14 protein-coding genes are annotated in these 15,556 nt (G+C 58.2%); 4 read left to right on the top strand and 10 right to left on the bottom strand.

Annotated elements, in window-relative coordinates:
- Positions 1–32: 32 nt before the first annotated feature.
- Positions 33–374, bottom strand: a complete 342-nt coding sequence (locus QZ268_RS11805) for an SDR family NAD(P)-dependent oxidoreductase (protein ID WP_295452661.1) — start codon at positions 372–374, stop codon at positions 33–35.
- Between the two features lie 78 nt (positions 375–452).
- The gene (acnA, locus tag QZ268_RS11800; RefSeq protein WP_295452658.1) at positions 453–3,155 is read right to left on the bottom strand and encodes an aconitate hydratase AcnA; all 2,703 of its coding nucleotides are present in this window, start codon (positions 3,153–3,155) and stop codon (positions 453–455) included.
- A 230-nt stretch (positions 3,156–3,385) separates the two neighbouring features.
- Here acnA and QZ268_RS11795 point away from each other — a divergent pair, with 230 nt between their 5' ends.
- Complete coding sequence (locus QZ268_RS11795; protein WP_295452656.1) at positions 3,386–4,129, top strand: DUF1223 domain-containing protein; 744 nt, start codon at positions 3,386–3,388, stop codon at positions 4,127–4,129.
- A 66-nt stretch (positions 4,130–4,195) separates the two neighbouring features.
- Here the strand turns inward: QZ268_RS11795 and QZ268_RS11790 are convergent, their stop codons facing one another.
- The 6 genes from QZ268_RS11790 to QZ268_RS11765 all read right to left on the bottom strand — a co-directional run bounded on the left by QZ268_RS11790 (position 4,196) and on the right by QZ268_RS11765 (position 10,372).
- A complete protein-coding gene (locus tag QZ268_RS11790) occupies positions 4,196–5,143 on the bottom strand; it encodes a lysophospholipid acyltransferase family protein (RefSeq protein ID WP_295452654.1) in 948 nt (315 codons plus the stop codon).
- 150 nt (positions 5,144–5,293) lie between these two features.
- Entirely contained in the window at positions 5,294–6,412 is a 1,119-nt protein-coding gene (locus QZ268_RS11785) for a FliG C-terminal domain-containing protein (protein ID WP_295452651.1), read from the bottom strand.
- 76 nt (positions 6,413–6,488) lie between these two features.
- Complete coding sequence (locus QZ268_RS11780; RefSeq protein WP_295452649.1) at positions 6,489–7,022, bottom strand: hypothetical protein; 534 nt, start codon at positions 7,020–7,022, stop codon at positions 6,489–6,491.
- A gap of 180 nt (positions 7,023–7,202) precedes the next feature.
- Complete coding sequence (gene purB, locus QZ268_RS11775; protein WP_295452646.1) at positions 7,203–8,507, bottom strand: adenylosuccinate lyase; 1,305 nt, start codon at positions 8,505–8,507, stop codon at positions 7,203–7,205.
- Between the two features lie 209 nt (positions 8,508–8,716).
- A complete protein-coding gene (locus tag QZ268_RS11770) occupies positions 8,717–8,974 on the bottom strand; it encodes a DUF6455 family protein (protein ID WP_295452642.1) in 258 nt (85 codons plus the stop codon).
- Between the two features lie 168 nt (positions 8,975–9,142).
- On the bottom strand, positions 9,143–10,372 hold the full coding sequence (locus tag QZ268_RS11765) for a bifunctional alpha/beta hydrolase/OsmC family protein (RefSeq protein WP_295452640.1): 1,230 nt from the start codon (positions 10,370–10,372) through the stop codon (positions 9,143–9,145).
- 247 nt (positions 10,373–10,619) lie between these two features.
- On the opposite strand from QZ268_RS11765, the gene QZ268_RS11760 reads away from it, so the two are divergent.
- The 3 genes from QZ268_RS11760 (at position 10,620) to QZ268_RS11750 (ending at position 13,115) form a co-directional block, all read left to right on the top strand.
- Positions 10,620–11,288, top strand: a complete 669-nt coding sequence (locus QZ268_RS11760; RefSeq protein WP_295452638.1) for a DUF1007 family protein — start codon at positions 10,620–10,622, stop codon at positions 11,286–11,288.
- The gene (locus QZ268_RS11755; protein ID WP_295452635.1) at positions 11,273–12,265 is read left to right on the top strand and encodes a hypothetical protein; all 993 of its coding nucleotides are present in this window, start codon (positions 11,273–11,275) and stop codon (positions 12,263–12,265) included. Before QZ268_RS11760 ends, QZ268_RS11755 begins: the two co-directional genes overlap by 16 nt.
- A gap of 94 nt (positions 12,266–12,359) precedes the next feature.
- Entirely contained in the window at positions 12,360–13,115 is a 756-nt protein-coding gene (locus QZ268_RS11750) for a DUF3445 domain-containing protein (protein WP_295452633.1), read from the top strand.
- Between the two features lie 143 nt (positions 13,116–13,258).
- On the opposite strand, the gene QZ268_RS11745 is transcribed toward QZ268_RS11750, so the two are convergent.
- Together QZ268_RS11745 and QZ268_RS11740 are read right to left on the bottom strand one after the other, a co-directional pair.
- Positions 13,259–14,302, bottom strand: coding sequence for a hypothetical protein (locus tag QZ268_RS11745; protein WP_295452631.1), 1,044 nt, complete (start codon positions 14,300–14,302; stop codon positions 13,259–13,261).
- Positions 14,303–14,697: 395 nt separating this feature from the next.
- A complete protein-coding gene (locus tag QZ268_RS11740) occupies positions 14,698–15,504 on the bottom strand; it encodes a lytic transglycosylase domain-containing protein (protein WP_295452628.1) in 807 nt (268 codons plus the stop codon).
- Positions 15,505–15,556 lie beyond the last annotated feature (52 nt).

Here is a 15,556-nt window from a genome sequence, read left to right as displayed (position 1 = left end):
ATGCGAAAGGTCGATGGCTGGGAAACCTTGGCTCAGCCCATCGCCCCGATCAGACTTGACCTCGCGGCCTGATCAGGCCCAAATCCACATGCTCGGAGAACGCCGCCAGAGAATTTCCACCAGATTCGAGACACAACCGCGTTGTTTACGATGACATCAATCCGGCCAAAGCGTGCCATGGTGGCCTTTACCACCTGTTCTGCGCTGCCATCCTGGGTGAGATCTGCCTGCAGAAACAATTGGTTGTCATTCACAGTTGTATCCGGCGCGCGGTGGCACCAGGTCAGCGCCACATTATTGTCCGGGTGAAACACCGCAGCAATGGCGCGCCCAATACCATGGGCACCGCCGGTGATCAGCACAGTTTTGACCAATCTGTGACCTCCTCAAAACCTCTCTCCTGACCAACGCTCTACCAGAGCGCCGGTCAGGATCAGAGGGCTTTCACTGTCTCAGGATTTGGCGAGATTGCGCAGAACGTAGTGCAGCACGCCGCCATTTTCGACATATTCGATCTCTGGCGCCGTATCTATGCGGCACTTCAGGGTAATGTCTTTGACCGTGCCATCAGCAAAGGTAATGGCGCAGGGCACATTTTGCAGCGGCTGGATGGTGTCGAGACCAAAGATTGAAACCGTTTCCTCCCCGGTAAGGCCGAGGCTTTTGCGGCTGTCGCCATTGGTGAATTCAAAGGGGATCACCCCCATGCCCACCAGATTGGACCGGTGGATGCGCTCAAAGCTTTCAGCGATCACCGCCTTGACGCCCAAGAGCGCAGTGCCTTTGGCGGCCCAGTCCCGCGAGGAGCCGGCGCCATATTGTTCACCGCCAAAGATCACCAGCGGAGTGCCTGCCGCCTGATAGGCCATTGAGGCCTCATAGATCGAGGTCTGCTGCCCATCTGGTCCTTTTGTATAGCCGCCCTCAACCGGGCTGCCGTCTGTCTGGGCCAGCATTTCGTTCTTGATGCGGATATTGGCAAAGGTGCCGCGCATCATGATCTCGTGGTTGCCCCTGCGGGAGCCGTAGGAGTTGAATTCACGGGGCTGCACCTGAAGCTCCAGCAGATACTGGCCGGCAGGTGTGGTGGTTGCAAAGGCGCCCGCCGGAGAGATGTGGTCGGTGGTGACCATATCGCCAAGCACCGCCAGCACCTTGGCACCGGTGATATTGGTGATGCTGCCGGGGGTCGGCCCCATCCCCTGGAAATAGGGCGGGTTTTGGATATAGGTGGATTGGGCGGGCCAGTCATAGGTCTCGGCCGCGGTGGTTTGCACCGCTTGCCACTTCTCGTCGCCTTTGAAGACATCGGCATATTTCGACAAGAAAGCCTCGCGGGTGACGGTTTGTTCGACCAGGTCCGCGATTTCCTTGGTCGAGGGCCAGATGTCCTTGAGGAAGACATCCTGGCCGTTTTGGTCCTGACCAATGGCATCACGGCTGAGGTCGATATCCATGGTGCCAGCCAGGGCATAGGCCACCACCAGCGGTGGCGAGGCGAGGTAATTGGCGCGCACATCGGGGCTGATCCGGCCCTCAAAATTGCGGTTGCCCGACAGCACCGAGGTCGCGACCAGATCGCCAGCTGCAATTGCTTCGGACAGTTCTGTCTGGATCGGGCCAGAGTTGCCGATACAGGTGGTGCAGCCATAGCCCACCAGATTAAAGCCAATCTTATCAAGATCCGCCTGCAGGCCTGCGGCCTCCAGATAGGCAGAGACCACCTGACTGCCCGGCGCCAGAGAGGTTTTGACCCAGGGCTTGCGGTCCAGCCCCAGGGCGGCGGCCTTGCGCGCCACCAGACCAGCGCCGATCATCACATAGGGGTTGGAGGTATTGGTGCAGGAGGTGATCGAGGCAATCACCACCTTGCCGCTTTCCAGGGTGTAATCCTCGCCTTTGACCGCAACCTGCTTGCCCATGGGGCGCTTGAATGTCTCTTCCATTTCGCGGCGAAAGGCGCTTTGCCCCTCGCTGAGCGCCACATAGTCCTGTGGCCGTTTGGGGCCGGAGATTGCAGGCACGATGGTGCCCATATCCAGGCTCAGCCTATCGGTATAGATCGGCGCATAATCGGCACCGCGCCACAGTCCGTTTTCCTTGGCATAGGCTTCCACCAGCGCCAGACGATCTTCGTCGCGGCCGGTGTTGCGCAGGTAGCGCAGGGTTTCACCATCAATCGGGAAAAAGCCGCAGGTGGCCCCATATTCGGGCGCCATATTGGCGATGGTGGCGCGATCGGCCAGTGGCAGGTGGTCCAGACCGGCGCCAAAGAATTCGACGAACTTTCCAACCACACCCTTGGCGCGCAGCATTTCCACGACCTTGAGTACCAGATCGGTGCCGGTGGTGCCCTCGACCATCGCACCGGTGAGCTCAAAACCAATGACCTCTGGGATCAGCATCGAGATCGGCTGGCCCAGCATCGCCGCTTCGGCCTCAATGCCGCCAACACCCCAGCCCAGCACGGCGACGCCATTGACCATGGTGGTATGGCTGTCGGTGCCAACCAACGTGTCAGGATAGGCAACCTCTTCGCCATTTTGATCGGTGTCCGACCAGATGGTCTGGGACAGGTATTCCAGGTTTACCTGGTGACAGATGCCGGTGCCGGGGGGCACGACGCGGAAGTTGTTAAAGGCGCCCTGGCCCCATTTCAGGAACTGATAACGCTCCATGTTGCGCTCATATTCGCGGTCCACATTCATCTGAAACGCGCGGGGATTGCCAAATTCGTCAATCATCACCGAGTGGTCAATGACCAGGTCGACAGGGTTGAGCGGGTTGATCTTTTGGGCGTCGCCGCCCAGGGCCTTGATACCGTCGCGCATGGCGGCAAGATCCACCACGGCGGGCACACCGGTGAAATCCTGCATCAGCACGCGGGCAGGGCGATAGGCGATCTCTCGCGGGTTCTTGCCCCCCTTGGCGCCCCATTCTGCAAAGGCCTTGATGTCATCGGTCGACACCGAAAAGCCACCGTCCTCAAACCGCAGCATGTTTTCCAGCACCACCTTCAGGGCGGCGGGCAGTCTGGAGAAATCACCCAGCCCGGCCTCGGTGGCGGCAGTAATTGAATAATAAGAGATCGACCTGTCGCCGGAGCGGAGTGTGCGACGGGTTTTGGCGGTGTCTTGTCCAACGGTAATGGGCATCTTGGCCTCCCTCTGGTGCATGAAACACGGAATTCTCTTCTGTTTTTGTGCCATTGCACCGGATGACACACAATAGCAGAGGCGCGCCAAAACGATGACAAACCAGTGACAAGGCTACCAAATGCCCAGGCTAACAACGCCGAGGCCCACGACGGGCTCAAGAATGATTGATTGGCGTTGCTTGTCTCTGCGCAGTAGATCAAACAGGCCAGTAGCAGAAAGTATTCGTTATGAGACGTAAACCACCCCTTGTCACAGCCCTCTCTGTGGCTCTGTCAGCTGTCCTGTGTCTTGCCTTGCCAAATGGAGGCCTGGCGCAACAGGCTGCCGACAGGGCGTCGCAGCCGGTGGTGGTGGAGCTGTTCACCTCGCAGGGGTGCTCGTCCTGCCCGCCGGCAGATGCGGTGTTGAAAAATTTGGCACAGCGACCAGATGTCATCGCACTGGCGCTGCATGTTGATTATTGGGACTACATCGGCTGGAAAGATTTCTTTGCCAGCCCGTCCAACACCGACAGGCAAAAGGGCTATGCGCAGGTCAACGGGCGCAGGATGATCTACACGCCGCAAATGATCGTCATGGGACAGCAGGATGTTTCTGGTAACGACGTCATGGGGCTTGCTGAAGCCATTTCAGCCTATCAGGCGCGCCCACGTCCTGTGGCGCTTGCGCTGCAGCGCCAGGGGGGACGTCTCACGGTAACAGTGGCGCCACAGGGAGCTTTGCCGCAGGGGCCGATTGCCATTCAGCTGGTGCGCTACACAGCCCTGGAAACCGTGGATATTACCCGGGGAGAACTGGCAGGTCGTCAGATCGACTATGCCAATATCGTCAATGACTTTCAGCAGGTTGCAATCTGGGACGGGCAACAAACTACTGCCTATACAGTTGATTATGACGGGGCGCAGCCCGCGGCCATTTTGGTGCAGCAGGGCCCCTTTGGGCCAGTATTGGCCGCCGCTCAGGTCGAGTAACCGCATTTAGAAATGTGACTTTTGGTTTAAAAGGAAATTCTAGGCGGTTGAATAATAAGGGAATGGTCAGGATTGCGGCTTGGCCGAGGTTTCGCCTTTTGACGGTTTCTTGGGCGCAGGGGTAAAGCCAAGTGTCTTCCAGCGCCGATGAATCCAGAACCATTGTCCCATGTGGCGGCGCACCATGCTTTCCAGATCATCGCATATGGCCCGTGTCATGGTGACAGGGTCCGAAGCGGGGATTTCAGGGTTCAGAATGATCTCAAAATCCAGGCCGTTTTCCTGGCGAACGCCGTAGACCGGTATCAGGGCGGCATTGTATTTCAAGGCCAACTCAGCCGGGACCGTTGAGGTGACAGCCTGTGTGCCAAAGAAATCTATCAGCTCTCCGTCATGCACATGCAGATCGGCGACAATTGCAATAATTCCACCTTTTTTCAGGTGTCGCACCATTTCCACCATGCCGCGCCTGCCTTGTTCGAACATTGGGGTGCCAATGTGGCTGATGGTGCGCACGTAGTGGGTGTTGAAAAAGGGATTGGCCATGCGCCGATACAGCGCGCCCATGGAAAACCCCCGTGAGATCAATCCGGCGCGGGCAGCGTCGTAATTGCCAAAATGGCCGGTGACCAGAATGACCGGCCGCCCGGAGGCACGGGTCTCTTCCAGGGCCTTCAGTCCGTCGCCGCTGATCGGCGCCGCCTTGGCGCGGTCCACAAATGGCGCCCCCGCGTAGAGCTCGGCAATGGTGCGCCCGGCATTGTTGCTGACCTCACGGCACAGGCGATGAACCTCGGGCTTGGTCAGTTCGGGGCAGGTCAGGGCCAGATTGTCACGAATTCTGCGATCAAATCCCACCAGTGGTCCCAGGGCGCTTACCAGTTTACCAATCAGCGGAATGCGCCAGCGATAGGGCACAAACCCGGCCAATCCCAAGACCCCGCGTAAAGCGATATTTTCGACGAAATAAGAGACGCGTTGTTTTTGCGTCAGTTGCGAAGGATCTAGGGGCATAGAGCGGATTGCCTGCAGGGATATGGATCAGAAACGGACCATAACCTTTGGTGAAACAGGGCACAACCGAAGACCATGCCAATGCCCAAGGGGGCACAACGCCGCTCCGATGGGCGCGTGGCAGCGATGGGCCGCTGCGATTGGCTGGGTTTACTCTTCGTCCTCGTCGGAGATCAGCTCAATCTCACCGGTGGTAACGAGGTCGCGCATTGCCGAAACGATCAAACCAAAGGCGGTTTCGCCATCGCTGCGCTTGACCTTGCCGCGCTCTGCCACTTCTTCACGAATATTGGTGGCCATACGGCTGGACATATTGTCGAGCAGGAAATCATTGGTGGCGATATCTTCTTCGTCGGTGGCAAAGGCGATGGCGGTCACTAGGTCTGGAATAGCCAGCACGCGCATCAGCTTGGGCACGTCCAGTGGCTGCATCCGTTGTGCCAGCAGGCCATAGGTGAAGATGGCTTTGCGCACATCGGTGGCAAAGGCTTCGTCTTCTTCTTCCAGCGCAATGAGAACTTCTTCGCGCTTTGCGGCTGCGGCTTCGGTCAGAATTGCGCCAACCCGTTGGCCTGGCGTGGTCGCAAAGGCAAGATCAGGTCGTGCCTCGACCTGACCGGCAAGAGAAAGCCCAATACGGTCAACGGTATCCGGGGTGACATTGCTGGTATGGCTTACGGCATAGGTAATCTGGCGCGCCACATTTCCTGGCAAGTGAACAAGCATCTGGGCAGCTTTTGCGGTGTCAAGTTTGGACAACAGAACCGCTGCAACTTCGATGCTTTCGGCTTCGGCAAGGGAGGCAAGATCTTCAGGGGGGAGGGCTTTGAGGCGCTCCCAAGGATCGCCAAACTGGCGCACGCCGGCCTCTTTGCGCAGCCGACTGGCGGTTTGGCGGCTGATCCGCCCATCCATGGCCGTCAGGGCGCCGGCCAGGCCATTGGGAAAGGTTAGGCCGACATTATCCAACATTTCAGCAAATTCAGCGGCAACAGCATAGAGCGTTTCGCGGTCGACAAGACGCATCTTACCCATCTGCTGAGTCAATTCCATTTGCAACTCATCAGGCAGGTCTTCGATGGGAATATCCGCACCTTCATTGAGTAAAAGGCGCACAACAATGGCAGCTTTGGCTTTCCCGCTGAGCTTTGGCGCAGACACAGAGCCGCCCCCCATTCCGCCCATCCCGGCCGGAGCCGGAGCAGAAAAATCGCCCATCCCACCACCGTCGGTGGTCATCGGTAGCGCCAACATATCGTCTTGCAGCATTCTAGCACCCTAGCCAAAAAGATTCTTTTTCGGTCCACTAGTAACTATCCCATAAGCGGTAAAGAAAAGCTGAAGCTCAGTAGCTTGTTGTGGCACCGGTCTCCAGCGCCAGACGCAAAGAGGTTTCCGGCCAGGTTCCAACGCCGCCGCGGGCGCGAATTTCTTTCCACTCTGCCAGGGCCAAACCAAATTGACCTTCCTCGACAAAGCCTTGCCCCATGTAAGACCGGGCCAGAAGATTGTCAGGGTCGGCAGCGATTGCCTGGTCGTAATAGGCCTGCGACAGGGCGCGATTGCCCAGCTTTCGGTGGGTGAACCCCCAATAGGTCAGCACCCGCGCATCCGCCTGATCCGCCATCGCAGAGAGGACAGCCTGAGCATCTTCGTTGCGCCCGGCATAGGCCAGCTCGCGGACGGCATCATACAAGCCATCCTCGTTCAGCGAAGATTCTTTGGGCGGTACACAGCGCCCCTTTGCTTCGTCCCAGACCTGTTTGCCTTTACAGGTCTTGGTTGTCTCGCTCGGCGTTGGCGGGGTCATGGTACCACCCCCGGCGGACAGTGCAGGAAGCGGTAGGGTCAGTGCGGCAGCAAGAACGAGGAAACGCATTAATCAACTCCGGGCAAAAAGGTGTTCTGGACCATAGTAGCGCAGAACCTTGTCTTGTTTACAACTCTCCTTGGGCCATCCGGTCCCACGCTGCGAGAGAAAGCAGCAAAAAATGGCCCATGAAAAAGGCGCCTCTCCATCGGAGACGCGCCTGATCCTGTGCGATGTGTCGTTTGGCAATTAGGCGCCAAAGACCCGTTTGAAAATCGTATCAACATGTTTGGTGTGGTAGTCCATGTTGAATTTCTCTTCGACTCCGTCAGCGCCCAGCGCGGCGACCACTTCGGCATCGGCCAGCAGCAGTTCGCGGAAATCCAGCCGTTCTTCCCAGACCTTCAAAGCATTGCGCTGCACCATGGAATAGGCGTCTTCGCGCGACACACCGGCCTGTGTCAGGGCCAACAGGACCCGCTGGCTCATCACCAAGCCGGGAAATTTATTCATGTTGTCCAGCATGTTGTCAGGGAAGACCAACATTTTGTCGATCACGCCAGTTAGACGTGCCAAGGCAAAATCCAGGGTGACACAGCAGTCGGGGCCAATCGCGCGCTCAACCGAAGAGTGCGAGATGTCACGCTCGTGCCACAGGGCAACATTTTCCATCGCCGGGATCACAGCCGAGCGCACCAGACGGGCAAGACCAGTGAGGTTTTCGGTCAGAACCGGGTTTTTCTTGTGCGGCATCGCCGAAGAGCCTTTCTGGCCCATCGAGAAGAATTCCGCACCTTCCAGCACTTCGGTACGCTGCATGTGACGGATTTCGGTGGCGACGTTTTCAATGGAGGAGGCAATCACGCCGAGCGTTGCAAAGAACATGGCGTGACGGTCGCGTGGAATCACCTGGGTGGAGATCGGCTCGGGGCTCAGGCCCAGCTCGGCGCAGACATGTTCCTCAATGGCGGGGTCGATATTGGCAAATGTGCCGACCGCGCCAGAGATTGCGCCGGTGGCAATTTCTTCCCGCGCCAGTTTGAGACGCGCCATGTTGCGGTCCATCTCAGCATAGAAACGCGCGAATGTCAGGCCCATGGTTGTGGGTTCGGCGTGGATCCCGTGGGAGCGGCCAACACGCACGGTGTCTTTGTGCTCCAGCGCGCGCTTTTTCAGCGCCGCCAGCAGGGCTTCCATGTCCTTGATAAGAATATCGGCCGAGCGCACCAGCTGTACGTTGAGGCAGGTATCCAGCACGTCGGAAGAGGTCATGCCCTGGTGGACAAAACGGGCCTCTTCTGATCCGACATGTTCGGCCAGGTGGGTCAGAAAGGCGATGACGTCATGTTTGGTGACGGCTTCGATCTCATCAATGCGGGCGACGTCGAATTCGACGTCCTTGGCTTTCCAGACGGCATCAGCGTTTTCGCGGGGAATGACGCCGATATTGGCCATTGCTTCGCAGGCATGGGCCTCGATCTCGTACCAGATCTTGAACTTGGTCTCGGGCGACCAAATGGCGACCATTTCGGGGCGGGAATAACGAGGGATCATTGGCGAAAGCACCTTTATGGGATTGTCCAGTTGATAGGGCGGGTCATAAGGGAGGCGCGCCAATTGAGCAAGTCCGGGCAGGTGGATATGAAAAATGTCGTAGGATGTAGGCCGCTATGCCGTGTTGATTGGACTGGGGGCGGTGGACAAAAATGCGGCGCCTGTTGCAAGGCGCCGCTGAATAAAACCTAATGTGTTGTGGATCTGGGTCAGGCCTCAGGCCGATGCGCTAGCATGTCGTGGTTGCGGCAATAGCTGGGGGCTTCGTCCAGCTGGCTGTTTGCAGCCTGCAAATTTGCACAGCCCGCCTGATTGTCACAATGGCTGCACGCCATAACCGCACGTCTGAATTTACGCGCCTCGGCCTCTGGATCTTTGGCGATGCTGGTGGCAAAATCAACCCCAAGGCGATCAGCCATGCCCTCAACCAAGTCGGTGCTTTGCCCGAGTTTCGAAAAAAGTCCCATGCGCGTCTCCTCAGTGTGGCCTGATGCCCAGTGTCTTGCGGGCAAGATGGCAGGAAATGCGCAGGCTGACTTTGATATGTATCAATATCATTTTTTTGAGCCAGCTTGATCGCATCCCTACACGGGCCGCAAGCTCTCAACCAAGGGGCAGGGAGGAGAGTGCAGGGCTCACATCATTGAATGCTCTTCCTCCAGTGTCGTCAGAACTTTGGAGCTGTGTTCCAGGGTGCGATGTACCGGGCATTTGTCGGCAATCTCCAGCAGCTTGTCGCGCTGGTCTTGGCTCAGGGGGCCGCAAATGCGAATGGTGCGGATAAACTGGTCAATCTTGGCTGGCCCCGACGGCAGAACATCCTGCGCATGGACCTTGTCATGGGAGATATCAACGCTGACGCTGTCGAGCGGCCAACCTTTGCGGCGAGCATACATGCGAATGGTCATCGAGGTGCAGGCCCCCAGGCCCGCCGAGACAAAGCCATAGGGCGACATGCCACGATTGGTGCCGCCATAGGCCTGGGGCTCATCCGCATAGGCATGATGATGCGGACCGGATTGGATGTCCTGCAAAAAACCATTGGGATCCGCTTCGGTGATCCGCAAGACGCCTTCGGGCGCGCCGGGGGGCGGTGCAGGCGGGGTCAGGTCAATATAGCGTCCGGCCCAGGCTGCGATGACCTCGGCGGCGTATTCTGCGTCCCGCGCCTTGCTGATCAGATGGTCGGCCTCATCCAGGGTGACAAAGCTTTTGGGATGTTTGGCGGCGGTAAATATCTCTGCCGCATTGTCCACGCTTACGGTGTCATCCAGCGGTGCATGCATCACCAACAGGGCAGCATTCAACTCTTGGATGGCGGGGGTCAGAACCTCGGCCTGGATATCCTCGACAAAATCACGACCAATGACAAAGGGGCGCCCGCCCAGGCAGACTTCGGCCTGACCCTTGGCCTTGATCTCGGGCAGGGCGGCGTCAAAGTGATGGGAGACATGGCCCGGATCAAAAGGCGCTCCCAGGGTCACGACGCCCTTGATGGTGGCGATGCCCACCCGGGCGCGCAGAACGGCCGCACCGCCCAGGGAATGGCCGATCAACAGGGATGGCGCCATGTCGCGTCCGGCCAGGTACTGCGCGGCTGCAATGAGATCAGCCACATTCGAGCTGAAGGTGGTATTGGCAAACTCCCCTTCAGAATGTCCAAGCCCGGTGAAATCAAAGCGCAGCACGGCAATGCCCATGGAGGCCAGCCGCCCGGCAATACGTCGCGCGGCGGGAATGTCCTTGGAGCAGGTGAAACAATGCGCAAATAGTGCAGTTGCCAGCACGGGGCCAGACGGCAAATCTAGCCGCGCGGAGAGGGGCACACCGGAGTGGCCGGGAAAGGTGATGCGTTCGGTTGCCATGAGGAAAGGCCTTATTGCTAGGGGTGTCTTAATGTGCGCAGCGAGGGAGTACAGGGCAAGGCCACCGGGGGAAACGTCACGGGAAGGTGATGCAAAGAGACCGCCAAAGCGGCACATGTCTGGCGCAGGCATCCTGGGAAAGCGGTTTAGCGCAGTCTGCGCGGTTCAGCATGAAGCTGCCGATTGCGCGCATCTAGCGGCGGTGAAGCAATTGCACAGCAGAGTGTCTGCTCATAAGGTCCGGGGCATGAAACACTTGCTCCTCCTTCCTGCGGTGATCTGCGGTCTGGTATCTCCGGCCCTGGTTGCGGCGCATCCTCATATCTTTGTGGATACTGGGTTCACCCTGGGCTTTGATGAAGATAACCAATTGGTCGAGATCAAGGTCACCTGGCAATATGATGAATTCTATTCTCTTTTGATCACCGAGGACCTGTTTCTAGACAAGGATGGAGACGGCCAGCTTACCCCGGATGAACGTCAGCGTCTGATTGGGTTCGATACCAACTGGGATGAAGGCTTTAACGGAGATCTGGAAATTCACGCTGGGGGTCAGCTCTTGGCTCTGTCAGGCCCGATGCAAGCCGGCACCGACCTGATTGAGGGGCGGATCGTCAGCACCCATGTGCGGAAAATTGAGCCTCCCGTACCGATGCAAGACGGGCCGTTTTCGATCAAGGCTTTTGATCCATCCTATTACACCGCCTATGAGATCAAGCTGCCAGTGACGCTGTCGGATCACCTGCAGGGGCTGTGCTTGCTGGAGCGGATCGAGCCGGATATCGCTGGCGGGTTGGCTTTGATGAAAGCCCAGCTGCTGCGGTTGAACGCCGATGCCGATCTCGAAGAGAATGACATTCCGCTGATGGGCGGTGAGTTTGCCACGGAGATCCTGGTCACATGCCCCGCATCCTAAAAGCCCTGGCTCTGGGCCTCGCCTGTCTTGCTCTGTGTCTGTGTATCTGGTGGCTGGCCCGGGGAAGCCTGGCGCCCTTGGGGGACTGGGCAGCGGCGCATCAACGCGACTTTCAAAACCGCATCGCCGGATCTTTGCGGGCGCTGCGGGCAGGGGAGCCCGGCGCGATTATGGCCCTGATGCTGGTGTGTTTTGCCTATGGTTTTTTTCACGCCATCGGGCCGGGCCACGGAAAAATTCTGGTTGGCGGCTATGGATTGGCACGCAAGACGCCCTGGCTGCGTCTGGGCGGTGTGGCGCTGTTGTCCAGCCTGGGCCAGGCCGTTACGGCGATTGTCTTGGTCTATGGAGCCATTTCCCTGTTGCAGCTGGGCCGCGACAGCCTGATTGGAGTGGCGGAAAAGACGATGGCGCCTCTTAGCTATGGGGCCATTGCTGCGATTGGCCTGTGGTTGCTTCTGCGGGGCGCGCGCAAGCTCTGGCGCGCCACCGGCGTTGGCTCTCAGGGGGGGCATGATCTGGGCGGTTCGACCGAACCAATGTCAGGTCATGGTCATTCGCACAGCCACAGTCACGACCACAATCACGACCATGGCACATCCGAGGTCTGTAGCGATTGTGGTCACCGCCATGGCCCCAGTCTGGAAGAGGTCAGCGGATTGCAGACCTGGCGCGAAGCCATGGTTCTGATTGCAGGCATTGCTGTAAGGCCCTGTACTGGTGCGCTTTTTGTTCTGGTCATCACTTGGCAGATGGGGATTGCCTTGGCTGGCATCGCTGGGGCCTTTGCAATGGCGCTTGGCACTGCTTTGGTGACGATCACGGTGGGGCTTGCCGCGCTTGGCCTGCGCGGTGGGGCCCTAGCTATTTTTGCCCGGTCCGGCCGCGCGGCGCAGATGGTGCCCATTCTGGAAATTGGCGCCGGCTTTCTGGTTGTGCTGGTCGCCTCTGGGCTTTTGTTCCGCAGTCTCGCCTAAAGTGGCTGAAGCCCCTGGGGGCAGCGCGTTGTTTTGATCTGCAATCCTGGGCCTGCAATTTGATAGCCCCGAATAACTTATCTAAAGGCCTGGAATGATACTGCAAAAATTCCTCCCGTATAACCCGCTTGAAGAGGTGCCGCTGCCGGGGATCAAACCAATGGATCTTGCTGACTGGCTGCGCCCGGACGAGGCTTTTTCCGAGCAGCTGGCCTATCGGGCTGAGCTGTTGTCCAATCGCCGCGACAAGGTGCTGATGATGCATCCCGATGCGCAGAGCGCGGCGCAGGAGCTGTTGGAACTGGTGCTTCATCATCGCTATGGCGGTGCACGGGATCATGTGATCCGCCCGGATGGCGTGAGCGTCACGCTTGACTGGCAGCAGCCATTGGCGACGCTGGGGCAGATCTGTCAGGAAGATTTCTGTATTCTTGAACGCCCCGACGGCAGCCCAGAGCATATTTTGACCGGTGCGGTTCTGTGTTTTCCCGCCAGTTGGACGCTGGGCGAAAAGTTCATGCGGCCCCTGATCGGGATCCATGATACCGTCGACAGCTACGATAGCAAAATGGCATCACGGGTTCAGCGTCTGTTTGACGGGGTGCAGGTGGGGCGGCCTCTGTGGCGGTTCAATGCGCTCTGGTATCACTCGGCAGAGCTGCACGCCCCGCGTTCAGTACATGCCCCCCGAGACCAAAGCCATGGCCAGGACGCGCCCTATCTGCGCAGCGAGCAGCAGGTCATTCTACGCCTGCCCAAATGCCGTTCCGTGGTGTTTTCAATCCATACCTATATGGTGCATCGCGATGAGGTCATGGCTGAGTGGGGCGCAAAGGGCGCAACCCGGTAGACACAGCTGAAATGGCTCGGAACGACCGATGAGGCGCAGGCTTGGCTGCCAAAACGACGGGGGCAGCCATGTTTATTGCCCGGCCCCATCATCAATTTCTTGCCCCTGTCTAATGCCTTGCCTTGGCAGGAAAGGGGGCGGTCTTAGTGTGGCAGTAATACCCGTGCTGCGGCCTGTACCATGCCAGAGCCGTGCAAGAACAGGATCGCCATCCCTGTCAACAATGCGCGTACAGAAAGCACCAGGTCGACACTTCGAATGGCATTTCCCGTCATTGAAAGAACCCAACGGGGCAGGGCAAAAATCCAGTTGAGGCGGCTTTGGCCAAACACCGTCCGGTAGGAGGTATAGGGCGCTTCTGATACGGGCAGTTTGCGCCATGTCTTTGCGCGTGGTTTGATGCGCCGGGGCGTGTCTTGAAGTGCGTCGCACTGTTGTTCCAGAACTGGAGTTGCCGCATCGGCAGAGCCAAACCGGGCTTGACCACGGGCGCGCTCGGCCTCGGCTTCCGCACGGGCGCGATCCGCCATCAACAGGCGCGATGTGGCGGCAGACAGGATTGGCCCTTGGGTGGGCTTGGCTGGCGCTGTTGTCACCATAGGCTGGGCCGTGAGGGATGCTGAGGCTGCTGTCTTTTGGGCGGTGGCGGCATCGGCCACAACCTGCTCCAGCAGTGTATCCGCCGCCAAAACCGCAGCCTTTGCATCGGTGTCAACCATGGCCGCGGAGGCAAACATCTCTTTTGTGACAGGCGCTTCCATCGGGGCGAAGGCTCCGAGGAATTGGTTTGGTGTCAGTGCTTTGTTGGTTTCTTGCCAGAAAATCAACAAAGGATTCAATGCTTCTGTCAACCGCTTTAAGATCATGGCGAGCAGAATTTCCGAGACCTCCTGATCACATGCATCAGGGAAACAGGGAGCCATTGCCAGCTCGATATAGGCCGTCGGCGCAGGAACGCCGGGCGGGGTGCGCACACCAAGCCGCAATGGGATACGGCGCAGGCGCAGGCTGATCTGGTATTGGTCAGCGTCCAAGCCAATCCTGTGGGGATCGCGGGCATTGATCTGTAGTGCCGGATGGCCAAATTCTTCCAGCGTATCCAGCAGCTCTGTCAGTGCGAGTGTCAGTTTCTCTTCGCTGCGGTGTTCAAACCCCAGCTTGCCTTTGTATTGCTTAACCTGTGCCACCGTCAGGGTCCTCCATTCGGGGTGCTCTGTAGCAACAATACTCAGGGATCTGGCTCAAAAGTGAGGCGGAGAGAGACAATAGATGAAGAAAAATTCAGATTTCACTTCGCTGTTGTGCGAGGTTAAATTTTTGTTTTTTAACAAGTGATTAAAGGTTTTGGCTGACCTAATTTTTGCTGGAATGGGGCAACAAGTGGGCGCGGAATGGACACTTTGATGCCGCATAGCCTACAATCCGCACCAAACGGTGGGATTGTTCCAGACGGAAAAGTAATAGGGCCATTCTTGGCGGTGGCTGGGGATGCAATCGCAACAGTGAACGCCCTATCTATGCGCGCCTTAAATCCCCTCAGGCTTTATCTGCAGCCAAAGGCCTCCGGTGCGCGGTCGATCTGCTAGTTGTCGATCTGACGCCCCATGATGGCAAGTGACTGCTGGTAGACTGTGGCGGCGTTCCACTCTTTCAGCACCCGGAAATTGGGCTGGCCCTGCTGGTAGCCCTTACCGCGTTTCCAGCCGCGTTTTTGCAAATAGCGCGCGGTTGAGGCGAGGGCGTCCTGCAAGTCATAGAAATTGACCCGCCCGTCGCGGTCCCAGTCGACACCGTATTTCAGCGCATTGCCGGGCAAAAACTGGGTATGCCCCAGCTCACCGTGTTTTGCCCCCAGGGTGGCCGAGGTGATGGCGCCCTGGTCCACCAGTTTCAACGCGCCCAAGGCATGGGGTTCAAAGAACTCAGAGCGGCGGCAATCATAGGTCAGGGTGACAATGGCCGAGACAATCTGACTATCCCCCATGTAGTTGCCAAAGGCGGTCTCCATGCCATGGATGGCAATCAACACCCCGGCTGGAACGCCGTATTTGCGTTCCAGGGCGGCGTAGAAATCTGCATGGCGCGCCAGGCGTTTGCGTCCCTGGGCCACAATGGTGGCCGAGCCGCGGATCTGCATGAACTTTTCCAGACTATAGCGAAAGCTCTTTTGGTTTCGGTCTGCAGCAATGGTACGACGGGCATATTGCGCCTGAGCCAGGGCCTGCAGCCCGGCTGATTTCACCCCGGCACGGCGTGCGCGTTTGGCAAAATCCGCTTTCCAGGTGTCAAACCCGGCAGAGCTGTTGCCGCAGGGCGCAGCCATGGCAGGCGATGCAAAACTGGAGACACAAAGGGTCAGGGCGAGGGCGGCAGAGGCGATGAGGCGCATAATACTGATCCTGAAAACAAGCAAAACAATCGTGATCAGACTCTAGCGGGCT

This window comes from uncultured Pseudophaeobacter sp., from assembly GCA_905479575.1.
Lineage (GTDB): Bacteria > Pseudomonadota > Alphaproteobacteria > Rhodobacterales > Rhodobacteraceae > Pseudophaeobacter.
This window is presented reverse-complemented; position numbering and strand designations above follow the sequence as displayed.

Coding starts and splice junctions, on each gene's coding strand:
- acnA (WP_295452658.1), bottom strand. CDS start 3,155: ATGCCCATTACCGTTGGACAAGACACCGCCAAAACCCGTCGCACACTC.
- purB (WP_295452646.1), bottom strand. CDS start 8,507: ATGATCCCTCGTTATTCCCGCCCCGAAATGGTCGCCATTTGGTCGCCC.
- QZ268_RS11750 (WP_295452633.1), top strand. CDS start 12,360: ATGATACTGCAAAAATTCCTCCCGTATAACCCGCTTGAAGAGGTGCCG.
- QZ268_RS11785 (WP_295452651.1), bottom strand. CDS start 6,412: ATGCTGCAAGACGATATGTTGGCGCTACCGATGACCACCGACGGTGGT.
- QZ268_RS11770 (WP_295452642.1), bottom strand. CDS start 8,974: ATGGGACTTTTTTCGAAACTCGGGCAAAGCACCGACTTGGTTGAGGGC.
- QZ268_RS11790 (WP_295452654.1), bottom strand. CDS start 5,143: ATGCCCCTAGATCCTTCGCAACTGACGCAAAAACAACGCGTCTCTTAT.
- QZ268_RS11795 (WP_295452656.1), top strand. CDS start 3,386: ATGAGACGTAAACCACCCCTTGTCACAGCCCTCTCTGTGGCTCTGTCA.
- QZ268_RS11760 (WP_295452638.1), top strand. CDS start 10,620: ATGAAACACTTGCTCCTCCTTCCTGCGGTGATCTGCGGTCTGGTATCT.
- QZ268_RS11755 (WP_295452635.1), top strand. CDS start 11,273: ATGCCCCGCATCCTAAAAGCCCTGGCTCTGGGCCTCGCCTGTCTTGCT.
- QZ268_RS11765 (WP_295452640.1), bottom strand. CDS start 10,372: ATGGCAACCGAACGCATCACCTTTCCCGGCCACTCCGGTGTGCCCCTC.
- QZ268_RS11740 (WP_295452628.1), bottom strand. CDS start 15,504: ATGCGCCTCATCGCCTCTGCCGCCCTCGCCCTGACCCTTTGTGTCTCC.
- QZ268_RS11780 (WP_295452649.1), bottom strand. CDS start 7,022: ATGCGTTTCCTCGTTCTTGCTGCCGCACTGACCCTACCGCTTCCTGCA.